Origin of the sequence: Planctomicrobium mucosum (assembly GCF_051466335.1) — a bacterium.
Taxonomy (GTDB): Bacteria; Planctomycetota; Planctomycetia; order Planctomycetales; family Planctomycetaceae; genus Planctomicrobium.
Genome location: NZ_CP195793.1, coordinates 3,558,323 through 3,578,969 on the forward strand (window position 1 = coordinate 3,558,323; position 20,647 = coordinate 3,578,969).

The 20,647-nt window shown below is 52.8% G+C and carries 18 protein-coding genes; 12 read left to right on the forward strand and 6 right to left on the reverse strand.

The features are described from left to right. Positions 1-29: 29 nt before the first annotated feature. Positions 30-1,811 (forward strand): alpha-keto acid decarboxylase family protein, encoded by a 1,782-nt coding sequence (locus SH668x_RS14115; protein ID WP_437185708.1) that lies wholly within the window; start codon positions 30-32, stop codon positions 1,809-1,811. 20 nt (positions 1,812-1,831) lie between these two features. On the opposite strand, the gene SH668x_RS14120 is transcribed toward SH668x_RS14115, so the two are convergent. Then, positions 1,832-3,130, reverse strand: coding sequence for a phenylacetate--CoA ligase family protein (locus SH668x_RS14120; protein WP_437185709.1), 1,299 nt, complete (start codon positions 3,128-3,130; stop codon positions 1,832-1,834). A gap of 271 nt (positions 3,131-3,401) precedes the next feature. Here SH668x_RS14120 and SH668x_RS14125 point away from each other — a divergent pair, with 271 nt between their 5' ends. The 8 genes from SH668x_RS14125 to SH668x_RS14160 all read left to right on the forward strand — a co-directional run bounded on the left by SH668x_RS14125 (position 3,402) and on the right by SH668x_RS14160 (position 8,728). Beyond that, on the forward strand, positions 3,402-3,782 hold the full coding sequence (locus SH668x_RS14125; protein WP_437185710.1) for a hypothetical protein: 381 nt from the start codon (positions 3,402-3,404) through the stop codon (positions 3,780-3,782). Between the two features lie 57 nt (positions 3,783-3,839). Further along, on the forward strand, positions 3,840-4,412 hold the full coding sequence (locus tag SH668x_RS14130) for a ParB N-terminal domain-containing protein (RefSeq protein ID WP_437185711.1): 573 nt from the start codon (positions 3,840-3,842) through the stop codon (positions 4,410-4,412). An 81-nt stretch (positions 4,413-4,493) separates the two neighbouring features. Next, positions 4,494-5,243 (forward strand): ATP-binding cassette domain-containing protein, encoded by a 750-nt coding sequence (locus SH668x_RS14135; protein ID WP_437185712.1) that lies wholly within the window; start codon positions 4,494-4,496, stop codon positions 5,241-5,243. A gap of 8 nt (positions 5,244-5,251) precedes the next feature. Further along, complete coding sequence (locus tag SH668x_RS14140) at positions 5,252-5,761, forward strand: hypothetical protein (RefSeq protein ID WP_437185713.1); 510 nt, start codon at positions 5,252-5,254, stop codon at positions 5,759-5,761. Next, on the forward strand, positions 5,742-6,269 hold the full coding sequence (locus SH668x_RS14145) for a hypothetical protein (RefSeq protein WP_437185714.1): 528 nt from the start codon (positions 5,742-5,744) through the stop codon (positions 6,267-6,269). The genes SH668x_RS14140 and SH668x_RS14145 overlap by 20 nt, the downstream gene beginning before the upstream one ends. Next, positions 6,244-7,608: a terminase large subunit domain-containing protein gene (locus tag SH668x_RS14150; protein WP_437185715.1), complete on the forward strand. Its 1,365-nt coding sequence runs from the start codon at positions 6,244-6,246 to the stop codon at positions 7,606-7,608. The genes SH668x_RS14145 and SH668x_RS14150 overlap by 26 nt, the downstream gene beginning before the upstream one ends. Before the next feature lie 51 nt (positions 7,609-7,659). Further along, on the forward strand, positions 7,660-8,340 hold the full coding sequence (locus SH668x_RS14155) for a metallophosphoesterase family protein (protein WP_437185716.1): 681 nt from the start codon (positions 7,660-7,662) through the stop codon (positions 8,338-8,340). A 19-nt stretch (positions 8,341-8,359) separates the two neighbouring features. Further along, entirely contained in the window at positions 8,360-8,728 is a 369-nt protein-coding gene (locus tag SH668x_RS14160; RefSeq protein ID WP_437185717.1) for a hypothetical protein, read from the forward strand. 29 nt (positions 8,729-8,757) lie between these two features. Here the strand turns inward: SH668x_RS14160 and mutL are convergent, their stop codons facing one another. Together mutL and SH668x_RS14170 are read right to left on the reverse strand one after the other, a co-directional pair. Then, positions 8,758-10,683, reverse strand: coding sequence for a DNA mismatch repair endonuclease MutL (gene mutL, locus SH668x_RS14165; protein WP_437185718.1), 1,926 nt, complete (start codon positions 10,681-10,683; stop codon positions 8,758-8,760). Positions 10,684-10,874: 191 nt separating this feature from the next. Next, the gene (locus tag SH668x_RS14170; RefSeq protein WP_437185719.1) at positions 10,875-12,677 is read right to left on the reverse strand and encodes a hypothetical protein; all 1,803 of its coding nucleotides are present in this window, start codon (positions 12,675-12,677) and stop codon (positions 10,875-10,877) included. 347 nt (positions 12,678-13,024) lie between these two features. Between SH668x_RS14170 and SH668x_RS14175 the strand changes: the two genes are divergently transcribed. Both SH668x_RS14175 and SH668x_RS14180 read left to right on the forward strand, forming a co-directional pair. Next, complete coding sequence (locus SH668x_RS14175) at positions 13,025-13,528, forward strand: EVE domain-containing protein (protein WP_437185720.1); 504 nt, start codon at positions 13,025-13,027, stop codon at positions 13,526-13,528. Beyond that, positions 13,521-14,681 (forward strand): lysylphosphatidylglycerol synthase transmembrane domain-containing protein, encoded by a 1,161-nt coding sequence (locus SH668x_RS14180; RefSeq protein ID WP_437185721.1) that lies wholly within the window; start codon positions 13,521-13,523, stop codon positions 14,679-14,681. Before SH668x_RS14175 ends, SH668x_RS14180 begins: the two co-directional genes overlap by 8 nt. A gap of 53 nt (positions 14,682-14,734) precedes the next feature. Here the strand turns inward: SH668x_RS14180 and SH668x_RS14185 are convergent, their stop codons facing one another. Both SH668x_RS14185 and SH668x_RS14190 read right to left on the reverse strand, forming a co-directional pair. Next, positions 14,735-15,643, reverse strand: a complete 909-nt coding sequence (locus SH668x_RS14185) for a hydroxypyruvate isomerase family protein (RefSeq protein WP_437185722.1) — start codon at positions 15,641-15,643, stop codon at positions 14,735-14,737. Between the two features lie 102 nt (positions 15,644-15,745). Beyond that, positions 15,746-17,551: an ATP-binding cassette domain-containing protein gene (locus tag SH668x_RS14190; RefSeq protein ID WP_437185723.1), complete on the reverse strand. Its 1,806-nt coding sequence runs from the start codon at positions 17,549-17,551 to the stop codon at positions 15,746-15,748. 859 nt (positions 17,552-18,410) lie between these two features. Between SH668x_RS14190 and SH668x_RS14195 the strand changes: the two genes are divergently transcribed. Then, the gene (locus SH668x_RS14195) at positions 18,411-18,902 is read left to right on the forward strand and encodes a tRNA (cytidine(34)-2'-O)-methyltransferase (RefSeq protein WP_437185724.1); all 492 of its coding nucleotides are present in this window, start codon (positions 18,411-18,413) and stop codon (positions 18,900-18,902) included. A 9-nt stretch (positions 18,903-18,911) separates the two neighbouring features. Here the strand turns inward: SH668x_RS14195 and SH668x_RS14200 are convergent, their stop codons facing one another. After that, complete coding sequence (locus tag SH668x_RS14200; protein ID WP_437185725.1) at positions 18,912-20,615, reverse strand: FAD-dependent oxidoreductase; 1,704 nt, start codon at positions 20,613-20,615, stop codon at positions 18,912-18,914. Between the last annotated feature and the right edge of the window lie 32 nt (positions 20,616-20,647).

Here is a 20,647-nt window from a genome sequence, read left to right on the forward strand (position 1 = left end):
CATGAACTCAATGATTTCAGGAGTCTGTAATGCCATCGAAATCCGTTCGAAAACATGCAGCGTCGAAATCCAGCGAGGCGAAGCCAAATCGGAAGAAGATTGGCACAAACGTTCGAGTTGCTCTCCCCGAAGAGCGGGAGATTTCTCCTCAGCTGAAGTCAAATGGCGTTGTTAGTCCCGCCATTCCGCCACAAACGATCGGCAGCTACCTGATTCAGCGGTTGCAAGATTACGGGCTCACAGACATCTTCGGGATTCCCGGAGACTTCGTCCTCCAGTTTTACGGGATGCTGGAAGAGAGCTCGATTCGAGTGATCGGCTGCACGCGCGAAGACTGTGCTGGATACGCTGCGGATGGGTATGCCCGCATCCACGGACTGGGGGCTGTCTGTGTGACGTACTGTGTCGGCGGACTGAGCTTATGCAATTCCATCGCAGGGGCATACGCTGAGAAATCCCCGGTCATTGTCATCAGCGGAGCACCCGGAATTCGCGAGCGTGTCAACAACCCGCTCCTCCACCACAAGGTGCGAGATTTCAGTACCCAGCGAGAGATTTTTGAGAAGATCACTGTCGCCAGTGCTTCGCTAGATGATCCCCTGACTGCGTTTCGCGAAATCGATCGATGCCTCGAAGCGGCGATGCGTTACAAACGCCCGGTGTATCTTGAGATTCCAAGGGACCGAGTGCATGCGCAAGCATTGGTTCATCATCAAAATCTCGCATTGGAGCCCCAGAGTAATTCTGATGCACTCCAGGCTGCGTTGTCCGCTGCGAGGGAAAGAGTTCAAGAGGCAAAATCGCCTGTCATCATTGCGGGTGTCGAAATTCACAGGTTTGGACTTCAGGATGAGGTCGTCAAATTCGCAGAGACGAACAATATTCCGATGTGCACGACACTGCTGGGAAAGTCGGCCGTCAGCGAACGACATCCGCTTTATGTTGGTGTGTATGAAGGGGCGATGGGTCGGGAGTCCGTAACAAAGTTCGTCGAAGAGAGTGACTGCGTCATTCTGTTGGGCACGTTCATGACGGATATCAATCTTGGAATTTACACTGCGCGGCTTGATCCAGGTCGATGCGTGTATGTAACCAGTGAGCAATTGAGGATCGGGCACACACATTTCCACGATGTGCTCATTCAGGATTTCGTTTCTGGGCTGGCAATTGAAAAGCTCAGAAAATCAAAGACTCCGTTTCCAAAGAGAGCTTCACGGCAAACGCGAGAACACCAGCCAGATGCTCCCATTACAATTGCCAGCATGTTCGACTCAATTGATGAATTCCTTGGTGAAGACATGGTCGTCGTGGCGGATGTCGGCGATTCGCTCTTTGCCGCCTCGGATTTGACGATCCATCGTCGCACCGAGTTTTTAAGCCCCGCCTATTACACGTCGATGGGATTTGCGATTCCCGCCTCGTTGGGGGTGCAAGTCGCGAACCCACGTCTCAGACCAGTTGTGCTTGTGGGTGATGGCGCTTTTCAGATGACCTGCATGGAGCTTTCCAGCGTCGTCCGCAATGGCTTTAACCCGATCGTGATCGTCCTGAACAACAAGGGGTACACGACAGAGCGATTCCTTCAAGAAGGCCCATTCAACAACATTCTGAATTGGAATTATCACCGGATGCCAGAATTGCTTGGTGCGGGATCCGGTTTCGAAATCCGAACCTTTGGCGAGTTTCAAAAGGGAATTCGAAAAGCACTCCAGAACACTGAGGCCTTTAGCATCCTGAATGTCCACTTGCAGCCTGATGACGTCAGTCCCGCACTCGCCCGTCTGGCAGCAAACATGTCAAAGACGCTGTGAACCGGTGTCAACGCCCGACTTCAGGACTCTCGGAAGAACCTGCGTCCTTTGAGTTCAAAGCGAGGGAGGTTGCAAACCGACACGATTTCCGCGTGAAAGTTCAGGCGAACTTTGATCAGTCGCTCTATTTTCTGGATGAGCCGATTCAGCTCGTCCCCGTTCTCTGAAACGGTGTTGGACGATTCGATTTCAATCTTCAGATGCGGCATCGAGTGTTTGGTGATGACTGTCGCTCGGTACTCTGCCACGTCCTGAAACTCTCGCAGGATTGCATCGATCGTTGAGGGGAAGACATTATTTCCCCGAATGGTGACCATGTCGTCTGTCCGACCGAGAATTCCGCCGTCGAGTCGCAGCATGGAATTTCCAGATGGAGCAGGCGTCGTCGCTGCCCGTACCAGATCACCCGTGCGGTAGCGAATCACCGGCTGTCCCCAGCGTCCGACATTGGTAATGACCAGTTCGCCCAGTTCTCCGGATGAAACTGGCCTCAGTGTCTCCTGATCGACGATTTCAGCGATGCATTGCGATTCGAGAATCGTCAGTTCCCGGGGGGTATCGATCGCTTCGATCCCCAGACAGCCAATGTCGGTCATTCCCCATTGATCGATGACGCGCGCTCCCCAATCCTGTTCAATGCGACTCCGCACAGCGGGGACTGCGGCTCCCGGTTCCCCGGCGAGCAACAGAATTCTGGCAGCGCTGTTGGCCAGATCAATCCCTTCTGCACGAGCGACATCTGCCATGCGCAGCGCATAGGTTGGAGTGCAGCAAATGATTGTCGCGCTCAAGTCTCTCATCATCTGCAGGCGTGATTCGGTGCTCATCCCCCCCATTGTGAGCGTGAGGTTGCCGATCCGCTGCGCCCCGCCACAGGCTCCCCAGAATCCGATGAACGGCCCGAACGAAAAAGGAAACGCGAAGATGTCCTCGGGACGAATCCCGATGAGACGATACATCTGCTCCCAGCATTCCATGACCCAGTTCCAACTGGCAGGCGTGTCCAGCCATCGGAGTGGCTTTCCGGTTGTTCCAGACGACTGATGAATGCGTGCATAAGAAGAAACCGGGTAAGTCAGGTTCGTCCCGTATGGAGGATACTGAAGCTGATCGTCAACGACATCACTTTTTGAAAGCAGCGGGAAATCCTGCAGCTGATTGACTGATGTCAGCGGTGCCGATGGGATGCCGTACTCGCTGAGCCGCTTTTCCCAGAACGGATTGCTTGAGCGGACAGCTTGAAGCAGACCGTTGAGCATGGTCAGTTGGCGGTCCTGCAATCGAGTCCGGTCGTAGGTTTCAGGCCGATCGAAATCCATGCTGGGGTATTTCAAATATGAAGGACGAGGCGGGCATCAGGCGGACGTTCATTGTGGCATCGACAAAGGCCTGCGCAAAGTCAGCAGCCAGGCGATCAGTGGGGTCATCTGGAACTCCGCAAAAATTCACGGAGAAAGTCCAATTTTTTTGCAGAAATCATCTTCCACATGGTCATTTACCAGATTCAGGCTTTGCTCTCGCGCAACTGGGACCGTGTCGGATGTCGGCCCGCCCTGCCCTGCATGATCAACTAAAGGAGCAATGATGTCTGTGACACGCTCAAACGGAACCAAGATTCACCTCCCTCGCTCTGGTCCTGATCAATTCTGGCAGATCATCCACGAACATTTTGCTGGTGAAGATAGTCTGAAGTGGAAATACCTCGCGATGCTGGCCCTTCGAGAAAATGCCGGTTGGCCGCTCGACCGTATTGGGAATGTGTTTGGGCATCCCAAGGGGCATATCACGCGGTGTCTGGCCCGGATCAAACAGCAGCTTCGCGAAGAGTTCCAAGCGTCTCCAGAGTTTCTCGAGCTCGACGATGAGTTGCATTGGGAACTTGAATCTGACGCGTTCGTTGGGGACGACGGTTCGGAATCAACATCCGCCCTTTTGGAGCACGCTCCCCGCCTTTTCCATCAGGCGAGCTAATTTCCAGATCTATCGATCCAGCAATCATCTCATCCAACATTCCTTGGAAAACTCTGTATGAATCTGAAAAAGCTCTCCATCGATCTGTTGAATCCCGCTCCCTATAACCCTCGTGTGAAACTCAAGCCCGGGGATGCTCGCTGGAATAAGCTCGCCCGCTCACTCGAAGAATTTGATCTGGTTCAGCCAATCATCTGGAACTCGCGAACAGGAAACGTCGTCGGTGGTCATCAACGCCTTCAGATCCTCAAGCATCGGGGTGATACTGAAATTGACTGCGTTGTGGTCGACCTTCCTCTGGAACGTGAAAAGGCGCTGAATGTCACTCTGAACAACGCCTCCGTGGGAAGCGAATGGGAAGCCGATCAACTCGTGAACCTGATCTCCGAATTGCAGGAACTCCCAGACTTTGATGCAACACTGACAGGCTTCGACGCTCAGCAGTTGAAGGATCTGGTGTTGAGGCCAGAGGACTCTTTCAATTCCTTGGACAATTCAGAAATTCCGCCGGAATCCAAAGGCATTCATGTCACGCTGGAAATCGACGAGAGTGACTGGGAAGAGATCGAAGAACGCCTGAATGCCGTCCTTGCAGACTTCCCTGCAACGCGCCTGCACCTCCGCCGCTGATGACGGGCACATTGGGTCGCCACTTTTCTAACTTCCCTTTTCCCCACGATCGCAACGAAGGAATAACCGTTGAGAATTCATGTGTCGCATCGTTTTTTGCCTCACACCGCATCAGTGCGGTCTTCACAAGTGATGGACCATTTCGGAGTCACCTTCGAGCAGGGTGAGCATGTCGTCGCCGCGAATGTCGAAATTCCGATTCAGAATGGTCAGCTGGTGCTTTTCACGGGGGAAAGCGGATCTGGAAAGTCATCGATGATGCGGCAAGCTGCGGCCCTTCTACGACAGGAAGGAAGGACCGTCATCGATCTCGATCAATTGAGTTGGAAGAGCCAGACGCTGGTCGATCTGATGAATCTTCCGCTGGATGAATGTCTGCAACTTCTTGCGAGTTGCGGCCTGGCGGAAGCTCAGTTGATGCTACGCACTCCTGAAGAACTTTCCGATGGTCAACGTTATCGATTCCGAATTGCGTTTGCCCTTTCGCAGAAACCCGACTGGGTTGTTGCTGACGAATTCGCTGCGACGCTTGATCGTCAACTTGCACGCTTACTCGCGTTTAACTTACGGAAGATTGCAACGCGGACTGGAACCGGATTTCTGCTGGCAACTACCCATGAGGACGTGGCCAACGATCTCTCTGCCGACTTTCACCTGAGATGTCACCTGTCAGGGGGACATGAACACGTTTCTGAACCTGGTGAAAGTAATGACGACACCTTAAAAAAAAAGAATGTGGTCTCACAAAAGGGATGTGGATTTCCACCGCGTCCAAGTCCGATTGGTCGTACTTCTCTCGGTGGCATTATCGGAGCCACCATCTGGGACTGATTCGAAAGATGTACCTTCTTTGGGATGCAACGGAGCCCATCGGAATTTGTGTGTTTGTCGCTCCTCCGAAAACGCTCGCTCAGCGGAATCGCTTTTTCGGAAGGAGTGGAAAATGGGACAGGACGACGCTTCGCACGCTCAACCGACAGCTGATCTCCCTCTCTCGAGTGGTCCTCCATCCAACCTATCGCGGAGCCGGAATCGCTCATCGATTTATCCGTCGGTGCTGTGAGCTCAGCCCGTATCCCTGGATTGAAACTCTCGCACAGATGGGACACATCAACCCGTTTTTCGAGAGAGCCGGTTTCCTTCGCATCGGTTCGTCGGCGGCCAGTGTTCGTTCGCGTGAATCGCATTCAATGATCTATCGCAGGCAGCAGAAACATGGCAAAAAAGCTGGCTTCCTCACAAAAGAGACCTACGAAAAAAGCCGGTTTGCAAACCCGGTCTACTACATCTTCGACAACCGAAAACAAATCGGAAGCTCGAACTTCGAAAATGCCGGACAGCCAGGCTGAAGATGCGTCGACACTCTTTGCACTCGATGGGTGCCATCGCGAGTTCGACGCGGCGCGACAGTCCTCCTACCTGCATCTGCTCACACGTGGAGCCTCGCCCGCGGTTGCCTGTCAGCAGCTTGGCCTCTCACTCGTGACGGTGGCTCAATCTCTGGAGGCCAACAGCCAGTTCCGCGGACTCTGGGAACGCGTCAACGAATTGCTGAGCCAGAATGTAGCAGCCGCACTGTACCGATCTGCGATGGAAGGGAGCGTCTCAGCCCAGACGTTCTATCTGAAAAATAAGCCGCCTCCAGAATGGCCATCTGAAAGTCATTCCCCCACAACACTCGCCGACGAAATCACGGACGATGAACTCATTGAACAGTTCCGCAAGGAAGCACCTCTCCTACTTGCTCAGCTCGCAACACAGGATTCTTCGGAAGAAGGCTCTCGAACATCCCGAGACATTCCGGAATCTGCTCAAACTTCCCGGAGACGAAGTGGTTCGCCTCGCGGACGTCATTGAACCGTGGCAACTGAAAGATCTCAGGGCGTTAGACCCGGGCTGGCAAGACCTCGCAGGAAGATCGGCCCAGCCCCAGGGGGCTCCTCTTCGCCGCTCCTATGTGGAACGCCCCCGCGGACATTCCAAAACTTCGGACATGGCTGTGCAGATTGCGTGGATCCTGATCGCGGCCCGTCAACCGGTCATTGGGATCGCAGCAGCTGCAGATCGGGAACAGGCTCATTTCCTTCACGATGCCATTCACCGGTTGGCAAAGTGCAACCAGTGTCTGTTCGAATCGATTCGCTTCGTTGAACATCAGATCCGAAATCAGCAAACGGGGAGTCGACTTGATGTGATCGCCTCGGATGTCAGCGGCTCCTTCGGGGCGCTTCCAGATTTTATCGTTTGTGACGAACTGAGCCATTGGTCGAAGCCGGAGCTTTGGCACTCGCTCTTCTCATCAGCCGCCAAGAAGCCGAAGTGCATCCTCTCGATCCTCACCAATGCAGGGGTCGGACGAGGATGGCAATGGGATGTCCGGGAACGAGCAAGAACGGATCGTCGATGGAACTTCAGTTCCTTGGAAGGCCCCCAGGCACCGTGGATCAGCGACGACATTCTCGCTGAGCAACGTGCGATGCTTCCGCAGTCAGTCTACGAGAGACTCTGGTTAAACATCTGGCAGCAAGCGGAAGGGAATTTCCTGACCCTGCAGGAAGTCGAAGCCTGCCGTCGCGATGGGCTGCGCATGCAATCTTCCGGTAGTGCTCATCATCAGTACGTAGCTGCGATCGACTACGCCGAAAAGCATGACTACACCGTCGGTTGCATCTGTCATCTCGAAGGAGACGTGGTCATCGTCGACCGCATGGATGTCGTCGTTCCGGGACCAGACACTCCAACACAGATCTCATGGGTTGAAAACTGGATTGAAGAAACTTCCAGGCAATTTGGCAGAGTCCGTTACGTCGTCGACGAGTTTCAGCTTGTCGGAACAATTCAGAAACTCGAGAATCGTTACCCCATCCAACGATTCCGATTTGCTGGGGGAGAAGGAAACCATCGACTGGCAGTGACGCTTCGGCAATTCGTGATCCACCAACGAATTCACTGGTATCCGGGGTGTGGAATGATTGCATCGCCACATCGCGACGATCTCGAAACGGAACTCGCCTCTCTCATCCTCAAGCAATCGAGCAACGGGCGATTACGAATCGATCACCAGTCGAGTCGACAACACCATGATGATCGTGCTTTCTCGCTTGGAGTCGCCTGCCTCACACTGACAGAGAATCAGACCGCCGACGATTTTATGGTGATCACAGATCCCTTCGAACCGGGGCAATATGGCTGGTAATTTATCGGTAACCACTTTCTGCCTATTGATGCTTTGGGTTATGATCCGGACATGAGTCTTTTTGCGATTGGTGATATTCACGGGTGCGGCACTGCACTCCTGACGCTCGTTGAACGTGTCCCGATGACTTCTGACGATACGGTCATAACGCTAGGGGACTATGTGGATCGTGGGCCTCAGTCTCGGCAAGTGCTGGATTGGGTGATGGAGCGAACGGCGACAGGAAAGTGCATTCCTCTGCGCGGCAATCATGAAATCATGATGCTCGACGCCATTTTCGGTCGCATGCCGATGGGGCTGTGGTTGCAGTACGGGGGGAAAGAAGCACTCGATTCCTACGCAGCGGAAGGCGAGCGTGGAGTCCCTGAGGAAATTCCGCAATCCCATCTGCAATTCATTGAATCGCAGCTCCTCCCTTACTACGAATCAGAGACTCACATTTTCGTGCACGCCAGCGTCGAACCGCAGTTTTCACTCGCTGAGCAAATCCCAGATTCTTTGTACTGGACAAGATTCAACGGCATTCGTCCGCATCGTTCTGGTAAAACGATTATTTGCGGACATACAGCACAAAAATCTGGGCTTCCCGCGAATGTCGGCCATGCGGTTTGCATTGACACCTGGGCCTGCGGAGATGGCTGGCTCACCTGCCTGAATGTGGATACGGGAGAATACTTCCAAGCCAAAAACACTGGAGAATTTCGCTTGCTCAATCTCGATCAGACGCAATGAAATTTGGTGGTAGGTGGGGATGATGCAGATCCTGGTACACGAACACAAATCTTTCTGGACCGCAGAACTCGAACGCTCTCTCGCGAAGCTGGATCAGGTCTCGTTCCGCTGGCGTCCGTATCAGAAAGAACTATTCGAAGAACTATCGAACGCGAAGATCGTCATCCTCGTTGTACCAGCGACAGATGCGAGTCTCGATCTCGTTCGTCAAATTCTCACACTCGCTCCTCATCTTCACGTTGTTTGTCTGATGGAGTCCGTTGCGGGCGAATGGGAATGGTTGGCCAGAGAACTGGGAGCTTCTGCGATCTTTACAGATACTGAAGAAAAGTCACGTGTCACTACCGCGATCGAACGGTTGATCCAGCTTGACCGGTCAAAGACCTGAAACCTCAGCGGCCCCGTCTTCCGTAGCGGCTATGACCCCAGTCGACCAAACTGGCGATCAAGTTCATCGCGACTGAGCTTCAATGCAGTCGGCCGTCCGTGCGGACAATGGTGGGCGTCATCACAGAGATGACGTTGTGCCAAGAGCGCTTCCATCTCTTCAATCGATAACCGCTGCCCCGCCTTGATCGCTGCCTTGCAGGACATCATGTGAAGTAGACTGTCGATGAGGTCTCTCCGCTCAATACGTCGACTGCTGGTTTCGATCAATTCCACAACCGATTTCAGCAGCCCCGCGGGATCTGCTTTCGCCAACAGCGTCGGGTACCCGCAGAGTGCTACGGTATTACCACCGAACTCCTGAAGTTGGATCCCCAGTTCTGAAAGAACATCAATCTGATCCATTAAAATTCCGACTTCTCGAGTCGAAAGCTCCACGAGCAACGGAATCAGCAGTCGCTGGACCTCAATGCCGCCTGACAAGACTCTCTTCCTCAATTGCTCATACATGATCCGCTCGTGGAGCGCATGTTGGTCGATCACCGTAATGCCTTCGGTTGTTTCGACGACCAGATAGCAATCATGAACTTGCATCGCACGGACTTCCGCTGCTGCAGATGCAGGCTTTGACTGTGCTTCGATCGTTTCAACATGCGTCACAGGAGGCGGAGCGGGAAGTCGTTCTGCCAACTCTGGCTTGATCGCAAACGGCGTGAATTCCGCGTCGCTACCGGACTCGGCAATTGGCCGCGATAGCTCCGGGTACTTCGCAAACGGTGGAATATGCTCCTGCAGCGGGAGCCTCGCAGCAGGAGAAGACTTCTCGTGCTGCTGATCCAATGACGAAGCCACCCAGGAGACAAGTTCCTGCTGCTGAAAAGGAGCCTCGTCCTGCTCAGCGGATCGCCCCGCGGGTCCCCCCGGCGTACCGATGGAAAGTTTGGAATCGAGATCCATCGACAGAAACTTGTTTCGCAGTGTCGACAGGAGCAATCGATAGAGGACCTGACTGTCCTGAAAACGAACTTCAGCTTTCGTCGGATGAACATTGACGTCGACCTGATCAGGAGGGATCTCCAGAAACAGGAATGCGACCGGGTAACGTCCCACCATCACCAGTCCCCGGTAAGCTTCTCCGAGGGCATGTTGCAACGAGCGATCCTGAATACAGCGTCCGTTCAGAAACAGGTACTGGCCTTTGCGAGTCCCCTTATTTTGGCTCGGGTGCCCGACAAATCCCCAGATCCGGGCCCCTCCATGCGAGGCTTCCACCGAGATCAGCTGACGTGCCAATTCACTCCCGAAAAAAAGTTCGAGGCGTTCAATCAACTGATGGGTTGGCGGCAACTCGTGGACGATCTTCCCGTTGTGGCGAAGAGTCATCTGAAGGTTTGGGTACGCGATTGCAATACGAGTAAAGTGCTCCGAGATGTGAGCAAATTCCGTGGACGGAGTTTTCAGGAACTTCCGCCGTACAGGAGTATTGAAGAACAGCTGCCGGATTTCGATCTGCGTCCCATCGGGGCATCCGCAAGCCCGCAACGGCTGAATGACACCGCCGTGAACTTCCAGTTCAGTTCCAATCGCCTGATCTCGTTGCTTTGTCCGCAGCCGAAAGTGCGACACTTCGGAGATGGAAGCCAGTGCTTCCCCACGAAACCCCATCGTCTGGACGTTGAACAGGTCGTCGGCGTCAACCAGTTTACTCGTCGCATGGCTGGCGACAGACAGCAGCACATCGTCCGGGTGAATTCCTTCCCCGTTGTCGACGATGCGTATCAGCTCTGCTCCCCCTTCTTCGATATCGACTTCGATCTTAGTCGACAGCGCATCAACGGAGTTTTCCAGCATCTCCTTCACAACGCTGGCAGGTCGCTCAATAACCTCTCCCGCCGCGATCTTATTGATCACCGCTGTCGGGAGTTGGCGAATACGGGACGTCTCTTCCGTCGACATTGAATGGAGATTTTCAGGCTACAGAGTACGAATGAAGTGTCGGGGCCAAGTCTGCTTCGAAAAGCACGTCGAGTCTCCCGCTACATGATAGTGCGTGGAGGAATGAAATCCATGCGGGACGAAACGAGAACGCCGCATGCAATCAGCACGCGGCGTTCTTGAATTCACCACATTCAACGAAACTGAACGGGTTATTTCAGGTTTTCTTCTGCAAACTTCGCGACAAGTGCCCCGAATGCTTTCAGGATTCCTGACTGAGCATTGCTGGAGCCAATCAGTTCATCCTTGTCATTGAGTTTAATCTCCAGAGTCAGCTCATCAGGCTGGCCCTGAAGAGCTGTCAGTGCCGTTGGAACCCACACGAAGCTTGCAAGGTTGCTCCCTGCTTTATCGCCGGGACGATTTCCTGTCGGTTCTGCTGCCTTGCGAGTTTCAACTCGCTCCTTACGGCGTCCCTTGATGTTGATCTGGTTCAGCAGTTCAAGATCTGGATCGTTTTGCATTGCATCAATGTTCTGCAACACGCGATATCCACGCAGCTTCACAGTTGCCAATACGCCATTGGCTGGACTGACTTCAGCAGCTTTTTCAATGGCGGACTTCAGCGCCTCGAGAGAGCCTGCCCCACCCGCGAGCCAGACACTGTTGTCACTCACAGCGATCCACGCTTCATTGGAGCCGCCGTAGAAGTCCGACAGAGACTTCGGTGGAGTCTTTCCGAAAGTCACGCGGTGAATGTTGGTTTCGCGGACCTTCTCTTTGTTGAATTCAACTGCCCATCCAGATTGAGCACCTGGGACTTTGGCGAGCATCTCATTGAACTTTGCTCCACCCGTAGCTGACACACCCATGATGATGGTGTGCTTGTCACCCGATGGATAAACGTCCAAAAACCCATCCAATGATTTCTGAGAAGTCAGATTTTCTGTGAGTACGTCAACCAAAGTTGTGGCAATCTCTTCAATCGCAACCTTCTCTGCATCAGTCGGCTTCGTTGCTTTTGCGATGCGGTTTCTGAGCATCGGCAACATCATCGAATAAGTCTTTTTGGCTCCTTCAATTTGCCCCTGATTGACAGGCAAATTGACGCGAACCGAGAGGATGGCATCGGCTGGAACCTCAATCCCTGAAAATCGGCTGCCGTTTGCTTTCAAAGCGGCAAGATCTTGGGCGAGAGACGTTCCGGGGATTGCTGTGAGAGACGACGAAGCTGGGAGTTCTCCCTTTGACTTGTCGAGAGTAGCCACAAGTTCAGCGGTGTCGATTTCCGAAACCCAAAGCTGAAGTAGGTTCATCAGCTGACTACGCGACTGCTTTCGAAATTCAAACTCTTCTTTTGTTTCAGTCGAGAGCTTTTTGAATTTCTCGGCTGCTTTGTCACGATAAATTTGGAATGCAGCAGCACGTTCTTTGACGTGCTCTTCGTCGTTGTCGATTGCAACAAACGCGATCGCTTCGCGGTCTGTAAATGTTTTGTGCACTTCAGACGGATGAGCCAGATCAGCCGGCAGAGCTTCTTTCTGTCCAAAGAATACTGCGTAAGCAGGAGCTTTGGACAGATAACGCATCCAGCCTTCGTAGACCTGTCCGGTCAACTCATAAAGAGTGCGGTCTTTCTTGTCCTGTGTGACATCAATTCCAATAGGAATCAGATTGTTCTCGATAAAGTCTTTCATGTCGGTGATCGGGATGATCGCCTGAGTCTGCATGCCGTTCTTTTCATCGAACACCATGTCGAACCGGACAGGCTGGTCTGTGCTGACCCCAATCAGAAAGATCTCAAGATTCGGCTGGATCAACTTCTTCCACGTATCTTGTTTGTTCGCCAGTTTGACGACGAGATAATCGAGGAGGTCGAGTACTTTGTCAGCAGTTCCGATTCCCGCAGCGACCCGAGCTTGAGGAGCCTGCTCGGCTGCCCGCACGAAAGTCCCGTGCCCCATACAGAGGAGGGCAAAGCACACTAACCCAGAAATTCTGCTGCGGTAGCTCACAGCGACGCTCCTTCGATAATTCAACTCTGTCACTGCTCAATTGACAGAAGTCTGATTCGTGTTATTCGAATTCCCCAAGCCGATGATAAGCCTGATCGTATGGGGTAATTCATCGGGTTCAATGTGTATTCGAGAATAGAACATCTCAATTGTTCGGACAAGTTCTCCGTTTCCAATGTCCTGCCCATTTCATCCGAAACTGGAACTGCTTGCATAATCAAATTTTATGGAAAATTGGCAACAGGCATTTTCTTTTAGCAATCTCCACAGGACGTACTCGACGCATCGGGAGAAATGGCATAAATTTCGTCGTGGACTCGGTCTGGTGAAAAGGTAAGGTTGGCTTGATGGCTGCTCAAAAAAAGACGAACGAGAGAAAGTACTGGTTGTTCAAGTCGGAACAAGACTGCTATTCGATCGACCATCTCGCCAAAGAGAAAAATCAGACCACGTTCTGGGACGGAGTTCGTAACTATCAAGCCCGAAATATGTTACGAGACGACGCCCAAGTGGGAGATCGTGTATTCTTTTACCACAGCAACTGCGACCCACTGGCGATCGCCGGGGTTTGCGAAATCGTCAAAAAGGGCTATCCCGATCACACCGCGTTCGATCCTGGTGAAAAGCACTACGACGCGAAAAGTCGACCCGATCAACCCACTTGGTTTATGGTCGATTTGAAGTTGGTGAAAAAATTCGACACTCCGGTGACACGCGACCAGCTGAAGGAATCCGAAGAGCTCACGGAAATGATGGTTCTCAAAAAAGGATCCCGCCTCTCGATTCAGCCGGTCACTCCGAAAGAATGGAAAGTTGTCCACAAACTGGCTGGCCTGAAGTCGGATGACTGATTTCGATTCACGACGGAGTGCAACGCGACCAATTCTCCCACTTGATGAAGACTCAGAGACGATGACCGCGCAGCCCGAGTTGAAGCAAACTTCCAAACGTGGTCGCTGGGCGAAAATCGTCGTTGGATTGCTGGTTTCGATCCTCTGCTTATGGCTCGCTGTACGGGATATGCTCAAAGATCCCGAAGCGTGGCCAAAGATTGTTGATGCGTTCAGACAGGCAAATTACGCCTCCCTGCCCGTCATCCTGATTGTGCTCACCGTGTTCTATTGGTTGAAAGCGTGGCGTTGGCGCCTGCTGCTCAGTCCGATTGGAAATTTCCGACCGATCCGGGATCTCCTTGGTCCGATCATGATTGGCTTTGGATTCAACAACCTTTTGCCGATGCGAATTGGTGAATTTCTCCGTTGCCACGCGCTCTCAAAGCAGCAGAGAATTCCTCTGACTCTGTCCCTTTCCAGCGTGGTGCTCGAACGTATTCTCGATGGAATGAGCGTTGTTTTTTATTTGTCGATCGGATTTCTTTTCATAAAAGGACTCGATCCGCGGGTGCAGCAAGCTGCAATGGCGTTTTCTGTCGCTGCTGCCTGCGTCGTGGTTGTCTCGCTGATCTTTGTGATCTGGACAAAACAATTTGTTCAGTGCGCCGAACGCATTCTAAAATCCCTCCCATTTCTTCCAGACGCAATCACTCAGTTCATCTGCCGCACACTCGAAACAGTGGCACAAGGATTGGCGTCACTGAAGGATGTGCGACTCGTGTTCGCGATGCTTGTGCTCTCACTGGTGAAGTGGGGGCTGAACGGCTTCATCGTGCTATTATCGCTGTGGAGTTTTAATCTGCCACATTCCGCCCCAATCGCGATGGTATTAATGGGAGCGATCGCGTTTGGCGTGGCAGTTCCGAGTTCCCCCGGGTACATCGGGGTGATCCAGATCATCTTCGTCAGCGCGATGAAATTCTTCACAGATGATCAGGAAGCGGTCTTTGCTTCATCAGTGTTTTATCAAGTGACTCAGTGGATCCCCGTGACTCTCGCAGGATTGATCTACGGAATTCTCTTCCTCTCACAGGAGGGGAAATCCAAATCCGAACGAATCCTTACTGATGAGCCGGAAGTCGGCAGTCCCTCAGTGAGTGAGCAACCCTGATCGGATTGCTCACTCTGAACTGATCGCACATTGGGAATTGAGTCTACGACGGCTTAGACGTCGCAGCTGGCCACTGCTTCAGATAGTCCATCCCACGCATCGCGAGTTGGAATGAATTCATGTCCAACATAGCCGTCGTATCCGACGTCGACGAGAGCCTGCATCACAGCTGGATAGAAAATTTCCTGCTTGCCGTCGATTTCACAGCGACCGGGGTTTCCTGCAGTGTGGATGTGCCCCAGATAATCTTTGTGCTGATGAATTCGGCGAATGACGTCACCGTTCATGATTTGAACGTGGTACACATCGAAGAGCAGCTTGGCGTGGTCTGATCCAACTTGCTTCAAGATGTCGATGCAGTAATCGCAGTCGTCACCCTGGTAGCCGGGGTGTCCCTTCATGGGGTGCGAATCATCACGGGTATTGAGCATCTCAAGACACAACATCACGTCGTGTTTCTCAGCGAATCCGACGATTTTCTTCAGACCTTCGACGCAGTTCTTCGCGCCTTCGTCCTTCGAAAGCCCATTCGCCATTCCAGTGAAAGTGATGACGCGTTTAACCCCTGCTTCAGCGCATTCGGTAATGCGTTTTTCGAGGGTTGCGATGCACTCCGCCCATTCATTCTTATTGTTGAACCCAGTAGGAAATCCATGGCTGGGGGCGATTGCGCAAGTCAGACCATGCTTCTTCAGTGTCGGCCAGTGCTCCGGGTCAATGAGTTCGATACTTTGGAGTCCGAGCTTCTTTGCGACCGTGCACATTTCATCGACGTTCGGCCAGGCCGCATCGTAAGTCCACTGCACCATCGACTGTTTAATCCGCCCTTTTTTCTGGGCGGTTGTTGGCTCATCAGCCTCGGCTTGGTTCAAGTGACAGGCAACTGCCGTCGCGACACCAGCGGTCGTCATCTGCATCCACTCACGACGAGAAAATCCAGAGTTCTGATTCGGATTGGTCATCTCTGCTCCGGTTTCGGGATTCAGGATAATGTGATTCGAAAGTCTACAGCCTGCACTGCATAAACAGTTCATTATGCAGTGTAAGTACTTGAACTCAATTTGCTATTGATCGCGATCCGCCAGAATCTCCCAGCGTTCGTAGGCCGTTTTCAGGTTCGCTGCAATCTGGTTCAGTTGTTCGGTCGTCGTTGATATCAGTGCAGCGGGCTGTTTGAAAAATGATGGGTCAGCCATTTTGTCGTGGATCAGAGATTGTTCCTCTTCCCACTTCTGAATCTTCCCTGGAATCGCATCGAGCTCCTGACGTTCTTTATAGGTCAATTTGACCTTAGCTGGTGAAACCTGTTTGGCTGGTGCTCCCTTTTGGACAACGGCCGGTTGCTCAACAGGTTGGGATTTCTCAGCAAGTTCCCTTTGACGGAGGTAATCGTCATACCCGCCATCGAATTCACGTACAGTTCCGTCGCCATCCAATACGAGCGTACTCGTGACAACATTATTGAGGAATGCCCGGTCGTGGCTGACGATGAGAACTGTCCCGGGATAGTTGTCGACGAGTTCTTCAAGAAGCTCAAGAGTCTCCTGATCGAGATCGTTCGTCGGTTCATCCAGCACCATCACGTTTGACGGCCGTTTGAAAATACGAGCGAGCAACATGCGGTTTCGTTCACCCCCGGAGAGATAACGAGCAGGTCGGCGAGCGCGGTCTGGAGTGAACAGAAAGTCCTGTAAATACCCGATGATATGCTTGCGGGTCCCGTTGACCTCGATCGTTTCGAGACCTTCCCCAACATTCTCAGCGACGGTCTTTTCTTCTTCGATCTGCTCCCTGAGCTGGTCGAAGTAAATCACTTGCAGGTTGGTGCCGTGGCGGATCGTTCCTTCCGTCGGTTGGAGTTCACCGAGAATCAGCTTGAGAAGCGTACTCTTTCCCGCACCGTTGGGACCGATGATCCCGATCTTGTCTCCACGCGTAATCAGTGTCGACAGCCCAGTAATGATTGGACGCTCCCCGTATGAAAAGGAGACGTCTTTGGTCTGAACGACGATGTGGCCCGAACGATCAGCGGTTCCAGCCTGCATTTTCACATCGCCGATCCGATCACGGCGATTTCGGCGTTCTTCCCGTAATTTCTTTAAAGCGCGGACGCGACCTTCGTTGCGGGTCCTTCGAGCTTTAATCCCCTGGCGAATCCAGACCTCTTCCACCGCCAGCTTCTTGTCGAACAGCGCGTTCTGTTTTTCTTCCGCTTCGAGGAGTTGCTGCTTCCGAAAGAGGAACGTGTTGTAGTCGCAGGTCCAGTCGTACATCTTACCGCGATCGACTTCAAGAATCCGATTCGCGAGCGCCTGTAGAAAGGCGCGGTCGTGTGTGATGAAGATCAGCGTTCCCGCATAGTTTTTCAGGAAGCCTTCCAGCCAGTTGATGGAGGCAATGTCCAAATGGTTTGTCGGTTCGTCCAGAAGAAGAATGTCCGGTTCCTGAACGATTGCCTGCGCCAACAGAGCGCGACGCTTCATCCCTGAGGAAAGCGTGGAAAACTGAAGGTCCCCGCTCAACCCCATTCGTTCGAGAGTTTGTTCAACAGCATAGTCCGCTTCCCAGTCGTGTGCAGGATCTGGATCGGCCTCGTAACCCGCGCGAACAAGCTCCGTCAGTGACAGATGAGATGCCTCTGAAGGAACTTCCTGAATCAAACGACGGACGCGCAGATTGGCAGCGGGGCGAATTTCCCCATCATCTGGAGACAGTTCCCCTGCGAGGATCTTCATCAACGTGGATTTGCCGGCACCGTTGCGACCAAGCAATCCGATCCGTTCACCTCGTTCGATCTCCATGCTGACGTTATCCAGCAACGCCGGACCGCTCCAGGTGAACGAAACATCCTTCAAACTCAACAACGACATGTCCGGCTCCGGTATACAACGAGGGCGATCATGCCATCGTGCAAGCAGTTTACAGAGAGAGCCGGACGGGGCAAAGCAGATCGACGCAATCGCAGCGAGGAAAAAGAATTTCGCTGATCCGCATAAAAAAAATACTGCCAGCGCCGTTCGTTGAAATTGCTGAAGGGTGGACCTCGCAGCGACTCCGGGAGCAGTGCATCGAGATGGCGAGGCGACTTTATCGCGATCTCGAGACACTTATTACGACAGCGGACGCCGGCAGTGATGAAATCAGTTGTCTTCGATAAGTAGGCATCAATTGCATGCGATAACAACAAAAACACCCGGGAAGTTTGCCCGGGCGTTTGAACCTGCGTGAACCATCATCTGTTTACCGAATCAATGATGAGTTCTGTCGTTCGCAGACGCCAAGGTCTGAGAACAACAACATAGACAGCACAGACAGTGAACCGTTGTTTGGCACATGCCTCTGTTTTCGGTCATTTGTGCCGATTGCTGAAAAGTAATCGAAAAAGGACAATTGAATTCCATGAACTTCATGGGCTCTGGACCGACGACCGTTAAAGTCGTGATTCCAATCAATCGGCCGTCATTGATCCCAATCAAGTCGCTCGTGTTATCAAACTGTGCAATTGATCATCAGTTCAGGTGCTGCCGTCGAACCCGGACGAACGAATCTCCAGGAGGACAAAATCTCTTCCGCCTTTAAACCCCCTGCCTTCGTCAATTCAGGAAATTGATTCTTACGACGGCAAACGGCATTTGATGACAGTTCCTCCCAACTTCACTACAAACCGGGATTCCTGATGGGAACCGGCAATCCTAACTGATCAACGTTTTCAGAAATCCGATCGAGCAAATGCAGCGAAATCCATTGATCCATGTTGTGCTCCACCAACCGGAGATTCCGCAGAATACCGGAAACATTGGGCGTAGCTGCGTCGCAGTGGGGGCGAAACTCTGGCTGGTGCGCCCACTCGGATTTCTGATGGAAGACCGTTACCTCAAACGGGCGGGAATGGATTACTGGCCATTTGTGAACATTGAAGTCGTCGACAGTTGGTCCCAATTGCAGACTCGCATCGCGGAATCAACAGATGGGACGCCTCGCTATTGGCTGCTCACAAAGCACGCAACCAAACTCGCCTGGGAAGCGGATTTCCAGAAGGGGGACGTTCTGGTCTTCGGCAGCGAGTCGCGAGGGCTCCCTGAAGAAATCCGTGCTGCGCATCTGGAGACCTCGCTCAAGTTGCCGATGCACGAAGAAGTGCGCAGCCTGAATCTTGCGAGCACAGCCAACACCATTATGTACGAAGCTGTGCGTCAGTTCGGCGGTCTCGACCTGACCTAATCGCGTCGACTATTTGCCGGACGTCCCTGCCCAGATCAGAATTTGGCGATCCCCCTTCAAGCGATCCCGTAATTTCGTGAACTCCACATCCTGAACCGCGACGTTGTCATCAATTGCCATCGATGCCGCGGTCGCTGCCGATTGCCCAAGAACCATAAACACCGGTTCCATGCGGATTGAACCAAACGCAATGTGGGTTGAACTCAAGCAAACCGGAACAAGCAGGTTTTCACATTGTGATTGTCGCGGTGTGATCGACGCGAATTGAATGGGATATGGCGAAAACCCGCCGACCTGAACATCTCCTTCGTTCCAGACGGTCCCATCCGATTTGATGTACCGCTGCACGTGATGGGAGTCCATGGTGTAGGCAGCAAGCCCAACAGGTTCGTCGGCGATCACCGATCCTCGGCAATTGTGCTCTGTCATCACATAATCGCTGACCATTCTTCTCGCTTCGCGAATGTAAAGTTGATCCTGCCACCCTTCTCCTTCGACAAACTCGTCGGCAGCCAACCCCCAATTTGAGACCTCCGCTCGAATCGCCTCTGGCATCCGGGGATGATTTGCCAACGTCCACATTAGTCCTTGCTGGTAAACAAGATGCCGTTTGCAGATTTCGGTGCGTTCCTTGTAGCTCGCTTCCGGGTAGGAGTAATTCTGACCAATGAAATCGGTTGAGAAACCGAAATTGTTGTTCGTGTCAGTCTTTCCATCAGGAACTCGCACCGCATGAAACGGGATCCGTGTGTCTCCCGCTTCGAAATTGCGCAGCAGCAACTCGTAGAGAATCGGTTCGTAACCTTCGGGTTTTTTGAAGGGAATGCGATTACCGGGACGATCGGTCATGCACATCCGATAGCAATACGCCTGAACGCGATCGTCCGCGCTTCCTTCTTCACCGGGACCATTGGGATCGATTCCCGGCAGCAGTCCGCTGGAAGGATCGTTCGGATCGATGTACGGAGACAGTCCCGGCATGAGTTTGTGGTGCACGGAATGCTGTGTCTGAACTCCGTTCAGTGTCTCGTTGTACTGGGAATTTGCCTCCCGACCAATCGTGTAGCTGACGCCAGCGCCCGCAAACAAATCACCTTCATAGGTGGCATCGATGAACATCTTGCCGCGGTAGGTCTGCCCGTTCTCAAGAGTGATACCAGTGATTCTGCTTCCTTCAAGATGAACCCCTTTGACGAGTGGCTTCCCCTCTTCGATGAGCGTGCGGTCGAGTTTCGCCTCGAAAATCACCGGGATGTCATAAGCAGCGACATACGCTTCCAGAATTCGATGGGCAACCGAGGGGGCGAACAACCAGGCAGGCTCATCTGAACGATTCGTCAGCGGGGCATCAATCTGTTCCGGGTCGACAGGCTTGAGTTTCCAGTTCTCGCGTTCTCGGTAGTAGTTGCCGACATGTTGGTAGAACTCTCGAGACAGCCCGCCGATGGCTCCCTTGTTCCCGATATCTGTCGCTCCGAGCCCCCCTGTTGTCAGGCCGCCGATTCTACGATCGGGCTCCAGCACAATGACCGACTTCGAAAGGCGTTTGGCCTGCACTGCTGCCATGATTCCAGAAGCAGTTCCGCCATAAACGATGATATCAGCTTGATGAACAGTGGCAGCGTCATCTGCATGAGCGATCGTAACTTGAAACCCTATAATTCCCGCAAGAACCAAACAGGGAACGAATCGTCGAAACAACAGAGTACGCATGCAGAAGGTTCCTTCATCGAGAATCGCCAATA